This window comes from Demequina sediminis, assembly GCF_039545075.1.
In the GTDB taxonomy this organism is placed as follows: Bacteria; Actinomycetota; Actinomycetes; order Actinomycetales; family Demequinaceae; genus Demequina; species Demequina sediminis.
Genome location: NZ_BAABRR010000016.1, coordinates 1 through 21,384, shown reverse-complemented (window position 1 = coordinate 21,384; position 21,384 = coordinate 1). Strand labels below are relative to the sequence as shown.

General features: G+C 70.4%; 20 protein-coding genes, 1 pseudogene and 1 riboswitch. Of the genes and pseudogenes, 8 read left to right on the top strand and 13 right to left on the bottom strand.

Features of this window, described 5'->3' with window-relative positions; all coding sequences use genetic code 11:
• The first annotated feature begins 32 nt into the window (after positions 1 to 32).
• From ABEA62_RS12170 to ABEA62_RS12155, 4 genes are read left to right on the top strand one after another with little or no spacing between them, the layout of a single operon-like run.
• Positions 33 to 1,505, top strand: a complete 1,473-nt coding sequence (locus ABEA62_RS12170) for a pyridoxal phosphate-dependent decarboxylase family protein (RefSeq protein WP_345380343.1) — start codon at positions 33 to 35, stop codon at positions 1,503 to 1,505.
• Positions 1,506 to 1,539: 34 nt separating this feature from the next.
• Complete coding sequence (locus tag ABEA62_RS12165; RefSeq protein WP_286215133.1) at positions 1,540 to 2,862, top strand: magnesium transporter MgtE N-terminal domain-containing protein; 1,323 nt, start codon at positions 1,540 to 1,542, stop codon at positions 2,860 to 2,862.
• The gene (locus ABEA62_RS12160) at positions 2,855 to 3,373 is read left to right on the top strand and encodes a DUF1003 domain-containing protein (protein WP_286215131.1); all 519 of its coding nucleotides are present in this window, start codon (positions 2,855 to 2,857) and stop codon (positions 3,371 to 3,373) included. Before ABEA62_RS12165 ends, ABEA62_RS12160 begins: the two co-directional genes overlap by 8 nt.
• 31 nt (positions 3,374 to 3,404) lie before the next feature.
• The gene (locus ABEA62_RS12155; protein WP_345380340.1) at positions 3,405 to 4,529 is read left to right on the top strand and encodes an Mrp/NBP35 family ATP-binding protein; all 1,125 of its coding nucleotides are present in this window, start codon (positions 3,405 to 3,407) and stop codon (positions 4,527 to 4,529) included.
• A 22-nt stretch (positions 4,530 to 4,551) separates the two neighbouring features.
• On the opposite strand, the gene ABEA62_RS12150 is transcribed toward ABEA62_RS12155, so the two are convergent.
• A complete protein-coding gene (locus tag ABEA62_RS12150) occupies positions 4,552 to 5,157 on the bottom strand; it encodes a hypothetical protein (RefSeq protein ID WP_286215130.1) in 606 nt (201 codons plus the stop codon).
• Between the two features lie 100 nt (positions 5,158 to 5,257).
• Here ABEA62_RS12150 and ABEA62_RS12145 point away from each other — a divergent pair, with 100 nt between their 5' ends.
• Positions 5,258 to 6,481: a galactokinase gene (locus ABEA62_RS12145; RefSeq protein ID WP_345380337.1), complete on the top strand. Its 1,224-nt coding sequence runs from the start codon at positions 5,258 to 5,260 to the stop codon at positions 6,479 to 6,481.
• Between the two features lie 9 nt (positions 6,482 to 6,490).
• On the opposite strand, the gene ABEA62_RS12140 is transcribed toward ABEA62_RS12145, so the two are convergent.
• The 6 genes from ABEA62_RS12140 to ABEA62_RS12115 form a co-directional block, all read right to left on the bottom strand.
• Positions 6,491 to 7,297 (bottom strand): exodeoxyribonuclease III, encoded by an 807-nt coding sequence (locus ABEA62_RS12140; protein ID WP_286215128.1) that lies wholly within the window; start codon positions 7,295 to 7,297, stop codon positions 6,491 to 6,493.
• Between the two features lie 250 nt (positions 7,298 to 7,547).
• Positions 7,548 to 8,444, bottom strand: coding sequence for a bifunctional methylenetetrahydrofolate dehydrogenase/methenyltetrahydrofolate cyclohydrolase (locus ABEA62_RS12135; RefSeq protein WP_286215127.1), 897 nt, complete (start codon positions 8,442 to 8,444; stop codon positions 7,548 to 7,550).
• On the bottom strand, positions 8,444 to 9,736 hold the full coding sequence (glyA, locus tag ABEA62_RS12130) for a serine hydroxymethyltransferase (RefSeq protein ID WP_286215126.1): 1,293 nt from the start codon (positions 9,734 to 9,736) through the stop codon (positions 8,444 to 8,446). The genes ABEA62_RS12135 and glyA overlap by 1 nt, the downstream gene beginning before the upstream one ends.
• Positions 9,737 to 9,786: 50 nt before the next feature.
• A riboswitch (ZMP/ZTP riboswitch) is annotated at positions 9,787 to 9,873 on the bottom strand.
• Between the two features lie 84 nt (positions 9,874 to 9,957).
• Positions 9,958 to 10,785 carry a hypothetical protein gene (locus ABEA62_RS12125; protein ID WP_286215125.1) on the bottom strand — a complete coding sequence of 276 codons (828 nt, stop codon included), beginning with the start codon at positions 10,783 to 10,785 and terminating at the stop codon, positions 9,958 to 9,960.
• Positions 10,778 to 11,860: a hypothetical protein gene (locus tag ABEA62_RS12120; RefSeq protein ID WP_286215124.1), complete on the bottom strand. Its 1,083-nt coding sequence runs from the start codon at positions 11,858 to 11,860 to the stop codon at positions 10,778 to 10,780. Before ABEA62_RS12120 ends, ABEA62_RS12125 begins: the two co-directional genes overlap by 8 nt.
• Before the next feature lie 191 nt (positions 11,861 to 12,051).
• Complete coding sequence (locus ABEA62_RS12115; RefSeq protein ID WP_286215122.1) at positions 12,052 to 12,588, bottom strand: GNAT family N-acetyltransferase; 537 nt, start codon at positions 12,586 to 12,588, stop codon at positions 12,052 to 12,054.
• Between the two features lie 83 nt (positions 12,589 to 12,671).
• Here ABEA62_RS12115 and purU point away from each other — a divergent pair, with 83 nt between their 5' ends.
• Positions 12,672 to 13,523 carry a formyltetrahydrofolate deformylase gene (gene purU, locus ABEA62_RS12110; RefSeq protein WP_345380332.1) on the top strand — a complete coding sequence of 284 codons (852 nt, stop codon included), beginning with the start codon at positions 12,672 to 12,674 and terminating at the stop codon, positions 13,521 to 13,523.
• A gap of 350 nt (positions 13,524 to 13,873) precedes the next feature.
• Here purU and ABEA62_RS12105 read toward each other — a convergent pair whose 3' ends face one another.
• Both ABEA62_RS12105 and ABEA62_RS12100 read right to left on the bottom strand, forming a co-directional pair.
• On the bottom strand, positions 13,874 to 14,863 hold the full coding sequence (locus ABEA62_RS12105; RefSeq protein WP_286215121.1) for a malate dehydrogenase: 990 nt from the start codon (positions 14,861 to 14,863) through the stop codon (positions 13,874 to 13,876).
• Positions 14,864 to 14,972: 109 nt separating this feature from the next.
• Entirely contained in the window at positions 14,973 to 16,190 is a 1,218-nt protein-coding gene (locus ABEA62_RS12100; protein ID WP_286215119.1) for an NADP-dependent isocitrate dehydrogenase, read from the bottom strand.
• Positions 16,191 to 16,358: 168 nt separating this feature from the next.
• Between ABEA62_RS12100 and ABEA62_RS12095 the strand changes: the two genes are divergently transcribed.
• The gene (locus ABEA62_RS12095; RefSeq protein WP_286215118.1) at positions 16,359 to 17,198 is read left to right on the top strand and encodes an aquaporin; all 840 of its coding nucleotides are present in this window, start codon (positions 16,359 to 16,361) and stop codon (positions 17,196 to 17,198) included.
• A 47-nt stretch (positions 17,199 to 17,245) separates the two neighbouring features.
• On the opposite strand, the gene ABEA62_RS12090 is transcribed toward ABEA62_RS12095, so the two are convergent.
• Genes ABEA62_RS12090 through purN form a run of 3 tightly spaced genes read right to left on the bottom strand, consistent with a single transcriptional unit; the run spans position 17,246 to position 19,715 of the window.
• Positions 17,246 to 17,506 (bottom strand): hypothetical protein, encoded by a 261-nt coding sequence (locus tag ABEA62_RS12090; protein WP_286215115.1) that lies wholly within the window; start codon positions 17,504 to 17,506, stop codon positions 17,246 to 17,248.
• 8 nt (positions 17,507 to 17,514) lie between these two features.
• Positions 17,515 to 19,068, bottom strand: coding sequence for a bifunctional phosphoribosylaminoimidazolecarboxamide formyltransferase/IMP cyclohydrolase (purH, locus tag ABEA62_RS12085; protein WP_286215114.1), 1,554 nt, complete (start codon positions 19,066 to 19,068; stop codon positions 17,515 to 17,517).
• On the bottom strand, positions 19,065 to 19,715 hold the full coding sequence (gene purN, locus ABEA62_RS12080; RefSeq protein ID WP_286215112.1) for a phosphoribosylglycinamide formyltransferase: 651 nt from the start codon (positions 19,713 to 19,715) through the stop codon (positions 19,065 to 19,067). Before purN ends, purH begins: the two co-directional genes overlap by 4 nt.
• A 50-nt stretch (positions 19,716 to 19,765) precedes the next feature.
• On the opposite strand from purN, the gene ABEA62_RS12075 reads away from it, so the two are divergent.
• The gene (locus ABEA62_RS12075) at positions 19,766 to 20,191 is read left to right on the top strand and encodes a hypothetical protein (protein ID WP_286215109.1); all 426 of its coding nucleotides are present in this window, start codon (positions 19,766 to 19,768) and stop codon (positions 20,189 to 20,191) included.
• Positions 20,192 to 20,401: 210 nt separating this feature from the next.
• Here the strand turns inward: ABEA62_RS12075 and ABEA62_RS12070 are convergent.
• Positions 20,402 to 21,384: pseudogene (locus tag ABEA62_RS12070) on the bottom strand (IS3 family transposase); the annotation flags it as partial.

Below are 21,384 nucleotides of genomic sequence, written 5' to 3'. Positions count from 1 at the left end.
CCACGGGGGCCACTCGACACGAGGATGCTGGCATGTCCCTCACCGATCTGGCCCGCCCCGGCGCCGCACCGCGGGCCACCCTCGACCGCGCCCTCACCAACCCGACCTCCCTGGCCCTCGCCCGCGAGCGCATCGGCCTCATCACGGAGGCGGCGCGACGGGCGGCCTCGTACGTGGCCGGCGCCAGGCATCGTCCCATCGCGCCTGATCCGGAGGCGGTCGCCGCGCTCGACGCGTTCCGCCGGCCGCTGCAGGACGGCCCACGCGACGCGCGCGAGGTGCTCGTCGAGCTCGACACGCTCGGCTCCCCCGCGACCGTCGCGCAGGCACAGGGCCGCTTCTTCGGGTTCGTGAACGGCGGCGTCGACAACGCCGCGGGCGCCGCGGCCCTGCTCGCGGGCCAGTGGGACCAGAATCCCGCACTGCCCGTGATGTCGCCCGTCGCCTCCACCTTGGACGAGGTCGCGGCGGGCTGGGTGCTCGACCTGCTGAGCCTGCCCCCCACGGCCACCGCGACGTTCACCCCGGGAGCGACCCTCGCAAACCTCACCGGCATCCTCGCGGGCCGCGACGCGCTGCTCACCCGCGCGGGGTGGAGCGTCAACGCGGACGGGCTCTTCGGGGCACCCGCGCTGCGCGTCATCACCGGCGAGGAGGTTCACGTCTCCGCACTCAAGGCCCTGCGGCTCGCGGGCTTGGGAGTGGACCGGATCGAGCGCGTCCCCACGGACGCGACCGGCGCGATCGACGCGGCGCGCTTCCCCACCGACACCGACCACCTCACGCTCGTGGTGCTGCAGGCCGGCAACGTCAACACGGGGGCCTCGGACCCCTTCGAGGCGATCATCCCCGGGGTGCGCGAGCGCGGCGGCTGGGTGCACATCGACGGCGCGTTCGGGCTGTGGGCCGCCGCCTCGCCCTTGCTGCGCCACCAGGTGGCGGGCGCCGCTCTCGCCGACTCGTGGGGCACCGATGCCCACAAGTGGCTCAACGTCCCGTACGACTCGGGCATCGCGATCGTCCGCGAGCGCGCCGACCTCGAGCGCACGACGGCCATGAGCGCCGCCTACGTCGCGAGCGGGGACGCGCGCCCGCTCATGAGCCTGGGCCTGCAGATGTCGCAGCGCGCCCGCGGCATCGAGACGTGGGCGATGCTCGCGTCGAACGGCCGCTCCGGCGTCGCCGATCTCATCGACCGCACGTGCGCCCGCGCGCGTCTCTTCGCGTCGCTCCTGTGCGATGCGGGCGTCGAGGTGCTCGCGCCCGTGGCCCTCAACCAGGTCATGGTCGCCTTTGGCTCCGCGCCCGGCGGACGGGGGGACGATGCCGTGACGGCCGCCGTAATCGAGGCGGCGCAGCGCGAGGGGACCATGTGGGCGGGGGGCACGGTCTGGAAGGGCAGGCCCGCGATGCGGATCTCCGTGTCGGACCAGGCGACCACGGAGGACGACGTGCGCGCGAGCGTCGCGGCGCTGCTCGAGTGCTGGGAGGCTGTGCGCGCATAAGCCGGGACTACGCTGGGCACATGAGGTTGGACACATGAGCACCGCAGTCGACCGCGTCTACATCGCGCGCCTCGCGGGCACCACGGTCTTTGACCCGCTCGGCGACGCCGTGGGGCGCGTCCGCGATGTCGTGGTGGTGGTGCGCCGCACGGGCGGCACCCCGCCCACCGCGGTGGGGCTCGTGGTCGAGGTTCCTGGGCGCAGGCGCGTCTTCATGCCCCTCACGCGCGTCACCGCGATCAACCCGGGCCAGGTCATCTGCACCGGCGTCATCAACCTGCGCCGCTTCAAGGCGCGCCAGGGCGAGACGCTCGCGATCGCGGAGCTGTTCGAGAGGTCGGTCAAGCTCAAGGAGGACCGCTCGACCGCGTACATCGAGGACATCGCGATGGAGCAGGACCGCACCAAGACGTGGCGGCTCACCAAGCTCTACGTGCGCCGCGCCCAGCGTCGCACCGGCGTGCTCGGCTTCTCGCGCAGGGGCGAGGCGCTCGTCGTCGACGTCGACCAGGTGACCGGGCTGTCCGTGCGCGACAAGAACCAGGGCGCCTCGCTGGTCATCGAGGCCTTCAGCGACCACAAGCCGGCCGACCTCGCGGCGGCGCTCATGGAGATGACGCCCTCGCGGTCCGCCGAGATCGCCGCCGCCCTCGACGACGAGCGGCTCGCGGATGTGCTCGAGGAGATGCCGGAGGACGAGCAGATCATCCTGCTGTCGACGCTGCAGTCCGAGCGCGCGGCGGACGTCCTCGAGGCCATGGATCCCGACGATGCCGCGGACCTGCTAGGCGACCTGCCCGCGACGCAGGCGGCGGCGCTGCTCGAGCTCATGGAGCCCGAGGACGCGCGCAACGTCGAGCAGCTGCTGGGCTACGAGGACGACTCCGCGGGTGGCCTGATGACCACCGAGCCCGTGATCGTGGGCCCCGAGACCTCGGTCGCGACGTGCCTTGCGCTGGTGCGCAAGAACGAGCTCCCGCCCGCTCTCGCCTCGATGGTGTTCGTGGTGCGTCCCCCGCTCGAGACGCCCACGGGCCGCTACATCGGGCTCGTGCACATTCAGCGGCTCCTGCGCGAGCCTCCCCACGACTCCATTGGCGGTCTCGTGGATCCCGCGATCGCGCCGCTGCACCCGGGCGACCACCTGTCGGTCGTCGCGCGTCGCATGGCTGCGTACGACATCCTCGCGCTGCCCGTCGTCAACGATGAGCACCGCCTCGTGGGCGCCATCTCGATCGACGACGTCCTCGACCACCTGCTGCCCAGCGACTGGCGCGAGCACATGGACGAGGACGACTCCGCCGCGACGCAGGCCGACGCCGCGCAGGAGTCGACCGCGGGAGGCGGTCGTGGCTGACCGGCTGGATCGGCCCAAGGGCGCCGAGCGCGGCTTCTTCCGGCGCAGCAAGGGATCGGATCGCGCGGGCATCATCTCCGAGGCCATCGCGCGCTTCCTCGGCACGCCGCGCTTCATCTTCTACCTCACGGTCTTCGTCATCGCGTGGATCGGGTGGAACACGCTGGGGCCCGAGGAGTACCGCTTCGACGAGTGGGGCTTCGTGGCGCTGACGCTCATGCTGTCGCTGCAGGCCTCGTATGCGGCGCCGCTGATCCTGTTGGCCCAGAACCGTCAGGCCGACCGCGACCGCGTGGCCGCCGAGCAGGACCGCCAACAGGCGGCCCGCTCCCTCGCGGACACCGAGTACCTCGCCCGCGAGGTCGCGGCCCTGCGCCAAGCGGTCAACGAGACGGCGACGCGCGACTTCGTGCGCTCGGAGCTGCGCGCTCTTCTCGAGGAACTGCGCGACGAGGACCACGAGCCCGACGCGGACGACGACCAACGCAAGCCCGGCCGCCGCGCGCGCTGAGCCCCCGGCGGGAGCGCCTACGATGGACGCCATGCCTACCGTCGAGCTCATCCGCGACGCCCTCGCGACGGTCATCGACCCGGAGATCCGCCGGCCCATCACCGAGATCGGCATGGTCCGCTCGGTGGACGTGGACGGGGACCTCGCGGTCATCGGAATCGACCTCACCACGCAGGGCTGTCCGATGCGCGAACGCATCACGTCGGACGTCGAGGCCGCGGCGCGCACGGTGTCGGGGGTCGAGGACGTGCGCATCGAGCTGGGCGTGATGTCCGAGGAGCAGCGCCTCGAGTTGCGCTCGACCCTGCGCGGCGGCAAGCCCGAGCCCATCATCCAGTTCACCCAGCCGGGCAACATGACGCGCATCTACGCGGTCGCCTCGGGCAAGGGCGGCGTGGGCAAGTCGACGGTGACGGCGAACCTCGCCGCCGCGATGGCGCAGGACGGCTTCAAGGTGGGCGTGCTCGACGCGGACATCTTTGGCTTCTCGATTCCCGGCATGCTGGGCGTCGAGGGTCAGCCCACGCGACTCGACGACATGCTGCTGCCTCCGATCGCGCACGAGGTCAAGGCCGTGTCGATCGGCATGTTCGTGCCCGAGGGTCAGCCCGTCGTGTGGCGTGGACCCATGCTGCACCGCGCGATCGAGCAGTTCCTCGCGGACGTGTTCTGGGGCGACCTCGACGTGCTGTTGCTCGACCTTCCCCCCGGCACGGGCGACATCGCGATCTCCGTCGCGCAGCTGCTGCCCCACGCCGAGATCCTCGTGGTCACCACGCCGCAGTCCGCCGCGGCGGGCGTCGCGGAGCGTGCCGGCGCGATCGCGGTGCAAACCTCACAGTCCGTCGTGGGTGTGGTCGAGAACATGGCGTGGCTCGAGCAGGCCGACGGCACTCGCCTCGAGGTCTTCGGCTCGGGCGGCGGCCAGACGGTCGCGGGCCGCCTGTCGAAGACCCTCGGCACGGACGTGCCGCTGCTCGGTCAGGTCCCGCTCGACATCACCGCGCGCGAGGCGGGCGACGCCGGAACCCCGGTGGTCATCTCGGACCCGGACTCCCCCGCGGCATCGGCCCTGCGCGCCGTGGCACGCACGCTCACCGCGCGCCAGCGCGGCCTGGCGGGCCGCTCGCTAGGGGTCACCCCCGTCAAGAGGTAGCGGCCGGGCGCTCGGGCGCCTCTCAGGCCTTGGAGCGCGGTCCCCAGCCCACGATGATCGCGGCGATCAGTCCGCACACGACGCCACCCGTCGACACGGCGGGCGTCGCGAGCGCGCCCAGCAGGGCATCGTCGAATCCGGGGCCCTCGATGCCCAACAGGCTCACCATCCCGCCCTCTCCAGTGCCCGCGCCGTCGAGCGTCCCGGTGACGCCCATGACGTGCAGCCCGATCGCGGTCGCGATCAGCGCGGTCGCCTGCGCGCGCAGCCCGCGCTCGCGCGACAGATAGCGGACGGTGAAGCCCACGGCGGCCGTGAGCAGCAGGCCCAGGACGGTCATGGCGTACAGGTTGGGACGGTTCGGGACCAGCACGGCGAGCAGCATCGCCACCAGCAGCGCGACGCCCAGTGTGGCCGCGAGCGGGCCCATGCGGTTGTCCCTCACCCGGTCCAGGACGGACGGCGGAAGGGACGATGCCGCGGTGGGCACGGGCTGGGTCGTCGCCGCTGGCTCGGTGCCAGGCACGTCGGCGGCCGGCGGCACGCTGGGAGGGAGATCCGCGGGAGCGGACGCGGGCGGGGGCGTGGGGTCCGGCTCGGGCGCTGACGCGGCGGGCTTGCGTGGCATGGCGACCTCCTGTGGCGTGTCCTGTCATCTTGTCACGCGTGCGCCGCGCCGTGAACACGGGCGCACGCCCGCCGCGTCACTCACTGGCAGAATGACAGGTGTGACCGTCTCTCCCCAGGACGATGCACCTCGCTGGCTGATCCCGTGGACCCTCGACGAGGGCTCCGACCGCGCCCGCGCTCTCTTCGAGGAGGCCTTCGGAGGAGAGCCCGAAGCGATCGTGTCGGCTCCCGGTCGCATCACCGTGATCGGCGATCACACCGACTACACGGAGGGTCTTTCGCTCGCGGCGCCGGTCGCGCACCGCACGTTTGTCGCGGTGCGCCGGCGCGAGGATGAGGCGCTGCGCATGGTGTCGGGCAATCCCCCGCCGGGCGAGCCCGAGCGATGGGAGGGGGCGATCTCCGCGCTCGTTCCCGGCACCGGCATCGACTGGCCCTACTACGCCTCGGGCGTCGTCTGGGCGCTCACCGAGCGCGGCTACTCCGTGACCGGGCTCGACCTCGCGATCGTCGGGTGCCTGCCGCTCGAGGCGGGCCTCGGGGCATCGGCCTCCCTCACGGCGGGGGTGGGGCTCGCGTGCAATGCGGTGTGGGGTCTTGCGCTCGACGGCGAGGCTGGCGCGATCGAGCTCGCGGAGGCGGCGTGGGACGCCGAGAGCGCCTACGTTGGCTTCCCCTGCGGCCGACTCGACACCCATACGGTGTTGCGGTGCGCTGAGGACGAGGCAGTCATGGTGGATTTCGCTACCGTGCCTCCCAGCCTCACCCGCTATCCGCTGTATTTCCATGACTACGGGCTGCGCCTGCTCGTCGTCGACACGGGAGCGCGACGCGACGACTGGATGGACGCATATGCGCGCCGCAGCCGCGACGCGCGGCTCGCTGCGCAGGCCCTCGGGGTCGACTCGCTGCGGCTGCTCGCCGACGAGCCCGACGGGGTGAGGCGCCTCGCGGGCATCGAGGACCCCACCGCGCGCAGGCGCGCGCGGCACATCGTCACCGAGGATCGGCGCGTGGCCGACGCGGTCGCGGCGCTCGGGGGGCTGGGCCCCGCACACGACCGCTTCACCGAGATCGGCGCGCTCATGCTCGACTCCCACGGCTCGCTGCGCGCTGACTACGATGCGAGCACTCCCGCGCTCGACCTCGCGGTCGACACGGCCTTCGCTGCTGGCGCGTTGGGCGCCCGGCTCGCGGGGGCCGGGTTTGGCGGCGGCGCGATCGCCCTCGTGCGCGCCACCCAGGCCGAGCACATCGCCGATCAGGTCGACGCGATGTTCGTCGCGCGGGGTCTCCCCCGACCCACGTTCCTGCTGGTGTAGGCCCCCGCGTCAGAGCGCGTAGTCGACCACGAGCGGCGCGTGGTCGGTCCACCGGGAGTCCCAGCTCGCCTGACGGTCCACGCGCACCGCGGTCGCGGCGGCCGCGAGCGCAGGCGACGCGTACTGGTAGTCGATGCGCCAACCGGCATCGTTGTCGAAGGCCTGGCCCCGCATCGACCACCACGTGTACGGACCGGGGCGGTTGCCCTCGAGGGCGCGGTGCACGTCGACCCAGCCCGCCTCGACCCAGCGCGTGAGATACGCGCGCTCCTCGGGCAGGAAGCCGGCGGACTTGAGGTTGCCCTTCCAGTTCTTGATGTCATTCTCGGTGTGAGCGATGTTGATGTCGCCCATCACCACGACCCGCTCGTACTGCGGTCGCAGCGCCGCCATGCGCGCGGTCGCGGCCTCCAGCATCGCGTACTTGTCATCCATCGACGGAGTGCCCGCGGTGCCGGAGTGCATGTAGACGCTCACGACGCGCACGGGTCCCGCGGGCGACTCCACGGTCGCCTCGATCCACCGCCCGGTGTGGACCGGCTCGCCCATCGCGCCGCCCAGCGCGTCGACGCCCGCGATGACGTCCGTGAGCGGCGTGCGCGACGCGATCGCGACACCCGCGCGCCCCTTGATCTCACACGCCTGCTCGACCACGTGCCAGCCCTCGCCCACGAGCGGAGCGGTGGTCTCGAGCGGCGCGCGCACCTCCTGGAGGCACACCACGTCGGGGGTGGCCGCGGCGAGCCAGTCGCCCATGCCCTTGCGCGCGGCAGCGCGAATGCCGTTGACGTTGACGGAAGCGATTCTCATGGCCACGACGCTACCGGCTCGCACCGACATCGCGTCCCCCGTCGCCATTGGCACGCGCATCACCCGCCGCCCGCCACACGCCGCATGCCCCCGCCGCGCGAGCGGGCGGCCCCGCAGACGGCCCGCGATTCGGGTCAGCGCGACCCGAATCGCGGGCCATCGAGCAATGGGCCCGCGTTCCGAGGCGCGCCGAAGCTCAGTCACGCCAAGAATCAGGCGCACCAGAGGTCAGTCACGCCGACCCAAGCGAGCCGGATCAGCCGAGCGCCCGCTCCGCGCTCTCGACCACGTTCGCGAGCAGCATCGCGCGGGTCATGGGACCCACACCGCCCGGGTTGGGCGAGTACCACGACGCCTTCTCTCGCGCCGCGGCATCGATGTCCCCAGCCACGCGCGACTTGCCGGTCGCGGGATCGGTGACGCGGGAGACGCCCACGTCGATGAGCACCGCGCCGTCCTTGACCATGTCGGCCGTCACGATCCCGGGCACGCCCGCGGCGGCGACCACGACATCGGCCATGCGCGTGTGCGACGCAAGGTCCGCCGTGCCCGTGTGGCACAGCGTCACGGTCGCGTTGACGGCCTTGCGGGTGAGCAGCAGGCCGATGCTGCGGCCCACCGTGGTCCCGCGGCCCACCACCACGACCTCCTTGCCGTTGAGGTCGATCCCGTGGCGCGTCATGAGCTCGATGATGCCCTTGGGCGTGCACGGCAGGCTCGACGTGATCTCCTCGGACGTGCGCAGCACGAGCCGGCCCAGGTTGGTCGGGTGGAGGCCGTCCGCGTCCTTGTCGGGGTCAATCAGCTCGAGCACGCGGTTGGTGTCGATGCCGTGCGGCAGCGGCAGCTGCACGATGAATCCGGTGCACTCCGGGTTCGCGTTGAGGCGCGCGACCGCGGCCTCGATCTCCTCCTGAGTGGCGGTCTCGGGCAGGTCCTCGCGGATCGAGGCGATGCCCACCTCCGCGCAGTCGGCGTGCTTGCCGTTGACGTACCAGGTCGAACCCGGGTCCGAACCGACCAACAGCGTCCCGAGGCCGGGGACGGCGCCGCGCTCGCGCAGCGCCGTCACCCGCTCGGTCAGCTCGGCCTTGATGGCAGCAGCGGTCGCCTTGCCATCGAGAACCCGCGGCCCCTGAGTGGCGGGGGCCATTACTGCGCGAGGCCCTCGTACAGCGGGAAGGAGTCCGCGAGCTTCGCGACACGGGCGCGCAGGGCGTCGATGTCTGCGCCGCCCTTGAGCGCGGTGGCGATGACGTCGGCGACCTCGGTGAACTCCTCGGCGCCGAACCCGCGCGAGGCGAGAGCCGCGGTGCCGATGCGCACGCCGGAGGTGACCATGGGGGGACGGGGGTCGAACGGTACCGCGTTGCGGTTGACCGTGATGCCCACCTCGTGGAGGAGGTCCTCCGCCTGCTGGCCGTCGAGCGGCGAGTGGCGCAAGTCCGCGAGCACCAGGTGCACGTCCGTGCCGCCGGTGACCACGTTGACGCCGGCCTCGATCGCGTCGGGAGAGGTGAGGCGGTCCGCGATGATCCGGGCGCCCTCGAGGACGCGCTCCATGCGCTCCTTGAACTCCGGCGCGGCGGCGGCCTTGAGCGCCACGGCCTTGGCGGCGATCACGTGCATGAGCGGCCCGCCCTGCTGGCCGGGGAACACCGCGGAGTTGAGCTTCTTCGCGAGAGCGGTGTCGCGCGACACGATGAGGCCCGAGCGGGGGCCGCCGAGCGTCTTGTGGATGGTCGAGGACACCACGTCGGAGTGCGGCACGGGGCTCGGGTGCAGGCCCGCGGCCACGAGGCCCGCGAAGTGCGCCATGTCGGTCCACAGCTTCGCGCCCACCTCGTCCGCGATCTCGCGGAACGCGGCGAAGTCGAGGTGACGGGGGTACGCGGACCAGCCGGCGATGATGACGTCGGGGCGGGTCGCGAGCGCCTGCTCGCGCACCTTGTCCATCTCGATGCGGTGCGTCGCCTCGTCGAGTCCGTAGGCGGAGACGTCGTAGAGCTTGCCGGAGAAGTTGAGCTTCATGCCGTGCGTGAGGTGACCGCCGTGCGCGAGCGACAGGCCCATGATCTTGTCGCCCGCGTTGATGAGAGCGTGTAGCACGGCCGCGTTGGCGGTCGCGCCGGAGTGGGGCTGGACGTTGGCGTACTCGGCGCCAAAGAGGGCCTTGGCGCGATCGATCGCGATCGACTCGGCGACGTCGACCTCCTCGCAGCCGCCGTAGTAGCGGCGGCCGGGGTAGCCCTCGGCGTACTTGTTGGTGAGCACGGAGCCCTGCGCCTGCAGCACGGAGCGCGGCACGAAGTTCTCGGACGCGATCATCTCGAGGTAGTCGCGCTGGCGGCCCAGCTCGCGGTCGAGGACCTGGGCGATCTCGGGGTCGAAGTCCTGCAGCGTGGCGTTCATCACCGCTGCGGTGGCGCTGGAGTCAGTAGTCATGACGGTCCTTGTCTGTACGCCGGCGGGTCGCCGGCACCTAGCTTCCGGTGACCAGTGGCCCAGGCGTGCGACCAGCAGTCGAAGAACTCCTTGCCGCTCCCTGTGGGTGACCCACTGCGCCAGTTGCGGCGAGCGTCAGTCTAGCAACGCGGAACGATGCACGGGTCGGGTTCGTGCGAGGGTCACCCCCGCATCGTCCCGACTCAGTTCTCGCGACGCGGTCACCCTTCATGTTGCCGCGCATTGAGCGCGTCGCGAAGATCCTGCGCCAGGAGCGCGACGCTCTCCGAAACTGTGGCTGGATCGCCGACAAGCTCCTCCGCCGCGCCAGCCATGCGGGACCCAACCGCCCTCGACCCGGCAGCGAACAGCCGTTCGAGGTGCTCCAACGCTTCCAGCGTGACAGCGCGGCTCAGGCGCGCGTTCAGGAGGCCGTGCGTGGCGACCGCGAGAACCTCGGTGTCGATCGAGCGGAGCACGCGGTAGATGTCATGCGCGTCCTTGTTGTCGAGACGACTCGGTTGATCGATGCGGTCCTGGATCTTGTGGAGCTTCGCGACGAGCAATGCGGCGGGTCCCGCAACCGCGACCTCGAACTCGCGCGAGTCGGCCGACACGTCAAGGGCACGAATCATCATCCTGGTGTTGTCCACCAACGCCGCTTCCAGCCCCCGCGCGCGTCGCATCGCCTTCCGGTCGTGTGGAGGCACGCTGGCAGCCCGCGAACCCAGGCCAGCGACGGCCTCGGGCACCATGAGGTCGACCGGCACACCGCGCGGCGAGATCCACGTCCCTACCGCATGGTCCCTCGGGTCCGCTTCGAAGTGCGCCGCGATCATCGCGGCCTCGACACGGGGATCGGAACCGAGCGAGTCCGGATCCACGGCAAGGTCGCCGTCGGTCGTGTATTCCGCCAGCGCGACCTCTGCCGCTCCTGTGTGCAGGTAGATCGCTTGCGCGCCGACGACGACAAGTGCGTCCAAGTGAGCCTTGAGCGCCTCAAGGGCGTCGAGCAACCCCGTCCGCGCCAGCGTCACCGGATCACTCACGCCGCCACCGCGATTCATTGGCCCTCATCCACTCGATGAGGTACTCACCTTCGGCCGGCTCTCGACCCGGACCGTTGAGCAGGTCAGCGACCACCTGGGCGAGAGCCGCGACGGGGTATCCAGCGCTGGCAGGCGTCACATTGCGGAAGGGAACGTCACCCACGGTGGCGGGCTCGAGCAGCACGACGTTCGGTGCGACCGAATTCGGTCGCAGGCTCCAGGCGTCGGCGGCCTCCTGAATGGAGGACACGTACACGTACGCCGCCTTCGCCGGTGCGTACATTGCCCACTCCTTCGCGGCCACCGTCCCGGTCACCGCAACCGGAAACGCAGGCTTCGGGTCTAGCTTGGCGAGGAAAGCATCGAGGCCGCGCGGCTCGATGAAGGCCATAGTCCGCGTTGTTGTCGTAAACGATGCGTCGGCACTCCAGGTTCGCAGCAGCCGCTCCCAGTCGGTCACTGCGTACCGGTCGCCCTCCTTGACCACCAAGTCCTCGCGCTGCAGATAGTCGAGGACTCGATAGGTTGCACCGCTCGAGGCGCCCGCGACTGCGATGAGTTCACGCACGCGCCACGTGCGGTCGTAGTCCAGAAGGGTTCGCGCGATGCGCGCCGCAGGCTCTCCCTTGAGCGTCCCTCGCGGGCGCCCCTTGCGCCATGGGTCGCTCTCGGCCCCCTGGCACGAGATGAAGACGGCGGGCGAGTTGCTCTCTAGGCGCATGTTGCCTGTCGCGTCCGCGTAGGCGATGCGCTCCGCAGTGAGCGCATCGCGGACAGATTGCGAAAGGTAGCGCGCGCCGACCATCGGGATTCCGGAACGTTCGGTGATCGCGCCTCGCAGCCGGTCAGCGATGCGAGCCACGTCTCGGCGCTCGACTGCTTGTTTCACCTCGACCAAGAGGCGCGACGCCTCGCCACCGGGAGCCTCCACGCTCAGTTCAAGATCGACGTCCGCGGTGCTGCCACGAGAGGCTTTGCTCTCGATCACGCGCCACGTCGACGGCAAGCTGGTGCGAATCGCCGCAACGATGCGCCGCTCGATGTCTACAGATGTGGGGGCCGGGTCGACAGCCATGACGCTCACCACGATTCGGGTAATTGACCGAATCCGCCGCCAGCGGAATCGCGTAATTATGCGAACGTAGCACGTGCATGTTCGGGAAACAACCCAAGACCGATGTCAGCGGAACACCTGCGTTACCCGAATCTCGGCCTAGCCGCGCATCTCGCGGGTAAGAACGAGGGTCACCCCCGTATCGTCCTTCCTCAGTTCTCGCCGCGGACGGCGTTGTCCTCGTCCGCCGCGTCGTCGACGATCGCCCCCGCCTCGAGCACCTTGCGCAGGTAGGCGTAGGTGAGGTCGCCCGCGACCTGGTCGAACTGGTGCTCGTAGCCGTGCTTGTTGTACAGCGAGATGTTGTGCTTCGAGTTCTGACCGGTGAAGACCCACACCTCGCGGGTGTTCTCGGGCAGGTACGCGAGCACCGCGAACAGCAGCTGGGTCCCAATGCCGTGCCCCTGCTGGTCCGGGGCGACCGCGAGGCGTCCGATCGTCGCCTTGTCGTCCTCGATGCCCACGCGGATCGAGCCGATCAGCCGGTGCCCCTTCCACGCGCCCAAGGTCACGACGTCCTCGGACTGCAGGTCGACGATCAACTCCTCGAGCGTCTGCGTGAGCGCGGGGATGTTCGGGTCGTTGAACACCTGCGCCTCGGAGACGAACGCGGCACGCCGCACGGTCAGCAGCTCGCCCGCGTCGTCAACGGTCACCACGTCGATCCGGATCTGGTCGCCCTCGCTCATGCCCCTATCGTGGCATGACGGCACGATGACCGGTGTCCGTGACGCTCCGAGGAGGGGTGCGCGGACCGCTAACCTAGGACACCATGACCGACGCGTCCTCCTGGGTCCTCAGCCTGTCCTGCCCCGACCGGCCAGGCATCGTCCACGCGGTCTCCGGCGTGCTCGCCGACCACGACGGCAACATCACCGAGTCTCAGCAGTTCGGCGACCCGGACACGGGGCTGTTCTTCATGCGCGTCGAGTTCGCCTCCGCGGCGCCGCGCGCCGAGCTCGAGGCAGCGCTGGGCCAGCTGGGCGAGCGCTTCGAGATGACGTGGCGTCTCGACGTCGCGGGCAGGCGCATGCGCACGATCGTGATGGTGTCCAAGGCCGCACACTGCGTCAACGACCTCCTCTTCCGCGAGCGCGCGAAGACGCTTCCCGTCGAGATCGTCGCGGTGGTGGGCAACCACCCGACGTTGCGCGACCTGGCGGAGTTCTACGGCAAGCCGTTCCACCACATCCCCGTCACGCCCGACACCAAGCCCGACGCGGAGCGCGCGCTGCTCGCGCTCGTCGAGGACATGGACGCCGAGCTCGTGGTGCTCGCGCGCTACATGCAGATCCTCTCCCCCGAACTGTCCGACGCGTTGCGCGGGCGCGCGATCAACATCCACCACTCGTTCCTGCCCAGCTTCAAGGGCGCGCGCCCGTACTTCCAGGCGCACGACCGCGGCGTCAAGCTCATCGGCGCCACCGCGCACTACGTCACGGGCGACCTCGACGAGGGCCCGATCATCGAGCAGGACGTCGAGCGCGTCGACCACACGTACACGCCGGAGTCGCTCACCGCGATCGGCGCGGACGTCGAGCGTCGCGCGCTGGCACGGGCCGTTCGCTGGCACGCGGAGCACCGCGTGCTGCTCGACGGCCACCGCACCATCGTCTTCAAGTAGCCTCACTCCCCCCGTTTCGCGCGGCTCCGCCACACGCCGGACTCCGCATGGGACACGTGTGGTCGCTTCTCGGAGGAATCGGCGCGCCATGGGACGCTCATGGTCGCGTGCGTGTGGCGGAGCCGCGACATGGTGTGGGGTGCCACGTGATCGCGCTCCACGCCGCGGAGTAGCCGATCGCCTGAATGGCGGGTGGTGCGGCGAATCGCCCGCGTCTCGGGCTGCCCGCGTCGCGAGTAGCGGACCGAGCCGGAACCCGCCCGCGATCCAGGCCGGAGCCCGCACCGGACCCCACACGCGACGAGGGCCCCCGGGAATTACCCCCGAGGGCCCTCGCGCAGCAAGACGACCTAGATCAGCCCGAGCTCACGCACCGCGTCGCGCTCCTCGACCAGCTCACCCACGGACACGTCGATGCCTGCCTGCGCGGACTCCGACACGGACAGCCCCTGCACGATCTCCCACTGTCCGTCGCGCGAGACGCACGGGAAGCCCGAGATGAGGCCCTCGGGGACGCCGTACGAGCCATCTGACACCAGTCCCACCGAGGTCCACGACCCCTCGGGAGTCCCCAGCACCCAGTCGCGGACGTGGTCGATGGCCGCATTCGCGGCGGAGGCTGCGGACGATGCCCCGCGCGCCTCGATGATCGCGGCGCCACGCTTCGCGACGGTGGGGACAAACGTGTCCGCCACCCACGCATCGTCCGCGATCACGGACGGCGCGGGGCGCCCGCCGATCACGGCGTGAGCGATGTCGGGGTACTGCTTTGCGGAGTGGTTGCCCCAGATCGTGACGTTCGAGACGGCGGCGACCCCGACGCCGGCGCGCGCGGCGAGCTGCGCGAGAGCGCGGTTGTGGTCGAGCCGCATCATCGCGGTGAATCGCGAGGCGGGGACGTCGGGCGCGTGCGACGCCGCGATGAGCGCGTTGGTGTTCGCGGGGTTGCCCACCACGAGGACACGCACGTCGGAGGCCGCGCCCTTGTTGATCGCCGCACCCTGGGGGCCGAAGATGCCGCCGTTGGCAGCGAGCAGGTCGCCGCGCTCCATGCCCGGGCCGCGGGGACGCGCGCCCACGAGCAGCGCGACGTTGACGCTGTCGAACGCGGCCTCCGCCGAGTCGTAGATGTCGACGCCGGACAGCAGCGGGAAGGCGCAGTCGTCGAGCTCCATCGCGGTGCCCTCGGCGGCCTTGACGGCCTGCGGGATCTCGAGCAGGCGCAGCCGCACGGGCGTGTCGGGGCCGAGCATCGCGCCCGACGCGATGCGGAACAGGAGCGCATAGCCGATCTGGCCTGCCGCTCCGGTGACGGTGACGGTAACGGGTGTGGTGCTCACGTCGTCGTGACTCCTTGTGATGGGGTGGGGAAAGGGCGGGGATCCCCCGCCCGGAAGGGACGATGCGCCGGTCACCCGGGCATCGTCCCTGCGGCTACGGTCCCTGCGGCTACGCGAGGCGCGCCGCGAGGTTGGTGTCGAGCGTCGCGAGGAAGTCCTCGGTGGTCAGCCAGGCCTGGTCGGGGCCCACGAGCGCCGCGAGGTCCTTGGTCATCGCGCCCGACTCGACGGTGCGGATGATGACGTCCTCGAGCGTGGTCGCGAAGCCGGTGACCTCGGGCGTGCCGTCGAGCTTGCCGCGGTGCTTGAGGCCGCCGGTCCACGCGAAGATCGACGCGATGGGGTTGGTCGACGTGGGCTTGCCCGCCTGGTGCTGACGGAAGTGACGGGTCACGGTGCCGTGTGCGGCCTCGGCCTCGACCGTGCGGCCGTCCGGCGTCATGAGCACCGACGTCATGAGGCCCAGCGAGCCGAATCCCTGCGCGACCGTGTCGGACTGCACGTCACCGTCGTAGTTCTTGCACGCCCACACGTAGCCGCCCTCCCACTTCATGGCGGCGGCCACCATGTCGTCGATCAGGCGGTGCTCGTACGTGATGCCGGCGGCGTCGAACTGCGTCTTGAACTCGCGCTCGAAGACGTCGGCGAAGATGTCCTTGAATGCGCCGTCGTACTGCTTGAGGATCGTGTTCTTGGTCGACAGGTAGACCGGGTAGCCGCGCTGCAGCCCGTAGCTGAAGGACGCGCGCGCGAAGTCCTCGATGGACTTGTTGAAGTTGTACATGCCCATGACGACGCCGCCGTCCTCGGGCATCTTCACGACCTGGTGCTCGATGGGCGCGGAGCCGTCGTCGGGCGTGAAGGTGATCGTCACCGTGCCGGCGCCGGGCACCTTGAAGTTGGTGGCCTTGTACTGGTCGCCGTGCGCGTGGCGCCCGATCACGATGGGCTTGGTCCAGCCGGGCACCAGGCGCGGGATGTTAGAGATGATGATCGGCTCGCGGAACACGACTCCGCCCAGGATGTTGCGGATGGTGCCGTTGGGGCTCACCCACATCTTCTTGAGGCCAAACTCCTCGACGCGTGCCTCGTCGGGCGTGATGGTCGCGCACTTCACACCCACGCCGTGCTTCTTGATGGCGTGCGCCGCGTCGATCGTGATCTGGTCGTCCGTCGCGTCGCGCGACTCGATCCCCAGGTCGTAGTACTCGAGGTCGATGTCGAGGTACGGGTGGATGAGGCGGTCCTTGATGAACTGCCAGATGATTCGCGTCATCTCGTCGCCGTCGAGCTCGACAACCGTGCCTTCGACCTTGATCTTCGCCATGCGTCTTCCTCACACCGTCGGGGTTGTGGCACCAGGCTAGTCCACGTGCGCGGGGACCTTCGTCCCGGTCACGCCCCGCGCTGGCACGTCGCCCTCGCGTTCGCACGGGTGGCGTGGAACGATGCGGGTGAGCGTCCGGGTAGCGGCACGCCCGACCGAGGAGGAACGATGTCGAACGCACCTTTCGAACACGAACACACGCAGGCGGTTCCTGACCAGATCGAGTTCACCGAGGACCTCACCGAGGAGGTGTGGGTCGAGGACACGTCCGGTCCCGGACTCGTCGCCCGCATGACCGCGGAGGCGGTGGGCACCTTCATCTTCATCCTGCTCGCGCTCACCGTGGCGGTCTTCACCGACTCCAAGGTGCTCGTGCTGCTGGGCTTCGCGGTCCCGCTGTGGGCCATGATCGTGATGTTCGGCGGCGTGTCGGGCGGACACTTCAACCCCGCCGTCAGCGTGGGCGTGTGGATCGCGGGGCGCTTCCCCGGCCGTGACGTCGCGCCGTACATCCTCGCGCAGGTCATGGGAGCGAGCGCCGCCGGCGCGACGCTGTGGGCGCTGCTGGGATCGAACCCCCAGGTCACCGACGCACGCACGATCGTCAACTCCGTCGCGATCGGCTTTGCCGATCACTCCCCCACTCAGTTCCCGTGGGGCGCCGGCTTCGCCGTCGAGGTGATCGCGACCGCGATCTTCGTGGGCGTGATCCTCGCCGCCACCTCGGTGCGCGCGGTGAAGAACCTCGCGCCCGTCACCATCGGACTCACGCTGGGTGCGCTGCTGATGTTCGCGATCCCGTTCACCAATGGCGCGCTCAACCCGGCGCGCGCGACCGGCGCCGCGCTGTTCGCGGAGACCTGGGCGCTCGAGCAGCTGTGGCTGTTCTGGCTCGCACCCGTGATCGGCGGCGCGATCGCCGGACTGCTCGTGAGGGCGTTCGGCCCCGAGGAGGACATCGAGCGCATCGAGGTCATCGAGGTGGTCGAGGAGATCCACGAGGTCTAGCGTCCACCAGGGTCGCGACCGCCCCGCTGGCCTCAGCCCAGTTGGACTCAGCCCAGCGGGGTGGTCGCCCCCAGAAAGCCCAGCCCGATCGCGAGGATCGCGAGCACCGCGACGTCAATCGCGCGCCTGCGCACCGCGAACGCGCGGCCCACCGGCGTCACCACGCGCGCGACGGCGCCCGCGGCGGCGAACACCGCGAGCAGGATCACCGCGGGGCCCACGCCGATCACGAGTCCCGACAGCGCGATGAGCACCACCGCGACGGTGACCGTCACGGCAAGGCGCTGCGGGGTGAGGCCGTCGCTCATGAGCGCTCCTAGTGGAAGAAGTGCCGGGTGCCGGTGTGGAAGAGCGTCACGCCCGCGGCCTCGGCGGCGGCGATGACCTCGGGGTCGCGCACCGACCCTCCGGGAGACACGACCGCGCGCACCCCGGCCTCGGCGAGCACCTGCAGGCCGTCGGCGAACGGGAAGAACGCGTCCGATGCCGCGACCGCACCCTTGACGCGGTCATCCCCCGCGCGCTGGACCGCGAGGCGGCACGAGTCGACGCGGTTGACCTGCCCCATGCCGATTCCGACGGCGGCGCCGTCCTTGGCGAGCAGGATCGCGTTCGACTTGACCGCGCGGCATGCGCGCCACGCGAACTCGAGCTCGGCGATCAGTTCCGCGTCGGCGGCGGGACCCGCCACCTGAGTCCACGACTCGGGCGCGTCTCCCGGCGCGTCGATCGCGTCAACCGCCTGCACGAGCAGGCCGCCGGTGACGCGACGCCACTCGACGTCGAGCGGGGCCGGGTCGATCTCGAGGATGCGCAGGTTCTTCTTCTTCGCGAGGATCTCGACGGCCTCGTCGTCATACGCGGGCGCGACCACCACCTCGGTGAAGATCTCCGCGATCTGACGCGCGGCATCGGCCGTCACCACGCCGTTCGCGGCGATCACGCCGCCGAACGCGCTCACGGGGTCCGTCGCGTGCGCCTTGGCATGCGCCTCGGCGATGCTGTCCGCGACCGCGATCCCGCACGGGGTCGCGTGCTTGATGACCGCGACAGCGGGGCGCGCGTGGTCATACGCCGCGCGGACCGCGGCATCGGCATCCACGTAGTTGTTGAAGGACATCTCCTTGCCGTGGAGCTGACGCGCGCCGGCGATGCCGCCGCCCGTGCCGTCCGCGTACAACGCCGCGGCCTGGTGGGGGTTCTCGCCGTAGCGCAGCTCCGTCTCGCGGGTGAACGATGCCCCGATCCAGCCCGCGAGGCCCGTCGCGTCGTCGTCGGGGGCCTGGGTGGTCATCCACGTCGCGACCTGGACGTCGTAGTCGGCCGTGTGGCGGAAGGCCTTGACCGCGAGCCGCGTGCGGTCCGCGAGCGTGAAGCCGCCGTGGCCCACGGCGTTGGCGACCGCCTCGTAGTCCTCGGGGTCCACGACCACGGCGACGCTCGCGTGGTTCTTGGCGGCGCCGCGCACCATCGAGGGGCCGCCGATGTCGATCTGCTCGACGATCTCGTCGGGAGCGGCGCCCGACGCGACGGTCGCGGCGAACGGGTAGAGGTTGACGATCACGAGGTCGAAGGCCTCGATCTCGAGCTCCGCGAGCTGCGCGCGGTGCGACTCGAGACGGCGGTCGGCCAGGATGCCGGCGTGGACGCGCGGGTGCAGCGTCTTGACGCGGCCGTCGAGGCACTCGGGGAAGCCGGTGAGCTCCTCGACGGGGGTGACGGGCACTCCCGCGGACGCGATGCGCTGCGCGGTCGAGCCGGTCGACACGATCTGCACGCCCTCGTGGGTGAGGGCGGTCGCGAGCTCCTCGATGCCGGTCTTGTCGTAGACGGAGATGAGGGCGCGGCGCACGGGCTGACGCTCGGTCATGATGACTCCTCGGTGGTGGGGATGGCGGCTCCGATGCGGACGGAGCGGCCGGTCACGGTCCACCCTTCGCGCGCGAGGCGGCCGAGCGTGCGGGCGACCAGCCCCCGCTCGACCTCCTTGATGCGTGCATGAAGGGTGTCTTCGTTGTCGTCGTCGAGGACCTCGATCGCCGCCTGAGCGACGATGGGCCCGGTGTCCACGCCGGCGTCGACCAGGATGACGGTGCAGCCCGTGATCTTGGCGCCGCCCGCGAGGGCGTCCCGCACCCCGTGCGCGCCGGGATAGGCGGGCAGCAGGGCCGGATGCGTGTTGAGGATGCGGCCCCCGAAGCGCTCGAGCACGGGCGCCCCCAAGATTCGCATGAAGCCCGCGAGCAGCACGAGCTCGGGGTCGAAGGTGGCGAGGGTGCGCGCGATCGCGGCGTCCCACTGATCTCGGTCCTCGAAGTCCGCGAGGCGAACCACGGCGGTGGGGATGCCCTCGGAGCGCGCGATGTCGAGCGCGCCGGCGTCCGCGACGTCCGTGATCACGCCCACGACGCGCGCGCCGTAGGACTCCTCGCGAGCCGCCTCGATCACCGCACGCAAGGTCGATCCCGTCCCGGAGGCGAGCACGACGACACGCCGGGACCGGGGTGCGTTTGTCACAGCGCCGAGCCTATCGGCATGCTGGGGTCCACACCGACCGAGGGAGCACCATGACACCGACCCCCGACGCCCCGCCCGAGGTGGGCGCCGGCGCTCGCCGCGCGGTCCAGTGGAGCCTCGCCCTGCTCGCCCTCACCATGCTCGTGCTGCTGATCGGTCCGCGCTGGGGACTGCTGTCGCTCGTGGTCGCGCCGGCCACGGCGGCGGCCATGATCACCGCGCTGGTGATGCTGCGCGGGGTGCGCCTCGTGGCGCTCAAGGTGATGCTCGGGGTCGGGATCGGGGTGTCCGTCATCGCGCTGCTCTACGGGCTGGGGCTGGTGGTGCTGCGCGAGCCCGTCGAGCAGCTCGCACAGTGCCAGGAGCGGGCGATCACCCAGACCGCGCAGCGCCAGTGCATCGCGGAGTACGAGCAGGCCTACATGGACCTGCTCGAGCGCTGGGGCCTCACCCCGCCCGCCGGCACCTCGTCCTGACCCACGGCAACCCGGTGTCCCTCGACTGACGGACTCTTGTGCGAATCGGGAAGAGCCACGTCCGCGCGGGAGGGGCACCCCCCACAAGGCACGCCGCTATGAAGCCGACCGGCATCGTCAACCAGAGCGGCACCAAGGAGCCGAAAGGAGGACGGTGCCGGTGGGCGTGGTGAACGGATAGGTGACATCTTGACCTGACCCACGGTTTGGTTACCTGATCAGGTGTGCCGTGCGGGCGGGGATGGTGTGCTTTTGTGACTGTAGTTCGAAGTCGACGGGCGTGAGATATCCGATCGACGAGTGGCGTCGAGCGCGGTTGTGCCACACCTCGATGTACTCGAAGATCGCGTTGGCGAGCTCGACGCGGGTGTTCCATCGTTGACGGTCGAGCAGTTCGATCTGCATCGAGGACCAGAACGATTCCATTCACACGCGTTGTCGAGCCCGTCGCCGACGGTGCCGAACGAGGGCATGAGGCCGGCGGCGCGGATGCGGTTGCGTGACAAGCCCCGGACGTGAATTGGGCTCCGTGGTCGGCATGAACGATACCTCCGGGCGCGGGGCCCAAGGGTCTTGATGGCCATGTCGAGGGCGTTCAGTACGAGTCGGGTGTCGGCACTGGAGTCGATGGACCAGCCGACGATCTTGCGGCGCAAGGCGTCCAGGACGCAGCAGCAGTACAGCCAGCCTTCCCGCGTCCTGTGTTGGAGCGCACGTCGGTGACCCACAGCTCGTTGGGCTTCATCCGGTGGAACTTGCGGTTCACGAGGTCGTCGGCGGTCACGACGCCTCGTAGCCGCTTGATCCGTGTCGGTCCCGGGAGTCCGTAGAGGCCTGCGTCGTGCATCAAGGTGAACACGAGCCTGGAGCTGACTGAGACGTCCATTCCCATCGTCAGTTCGGCGTGAACTCTGCGGTAGCCACACGTGCCGCGGGAAGCGAGGTGAACCTCGCGGATGAGCCCGGAGAGCCACTCGCGGCGCATCTTCGTCGGGGAGGTCGGGCGATGCTTGTAGCGGTAGTAACCAGGCTTGGACACGCCCAGGATGCGGCAGCAGGTCAGGACGGGGTGCCCGACGGCGACGAGGAGGTCGATCACCGGGTGGACTCTTTTGGGTGAGGCTTGTCCTCTCCCAGGAGCTTGCCCGCGACGCGCAGAATCTCGACTTCACGTTCGAGTTCGCGGATGCGCT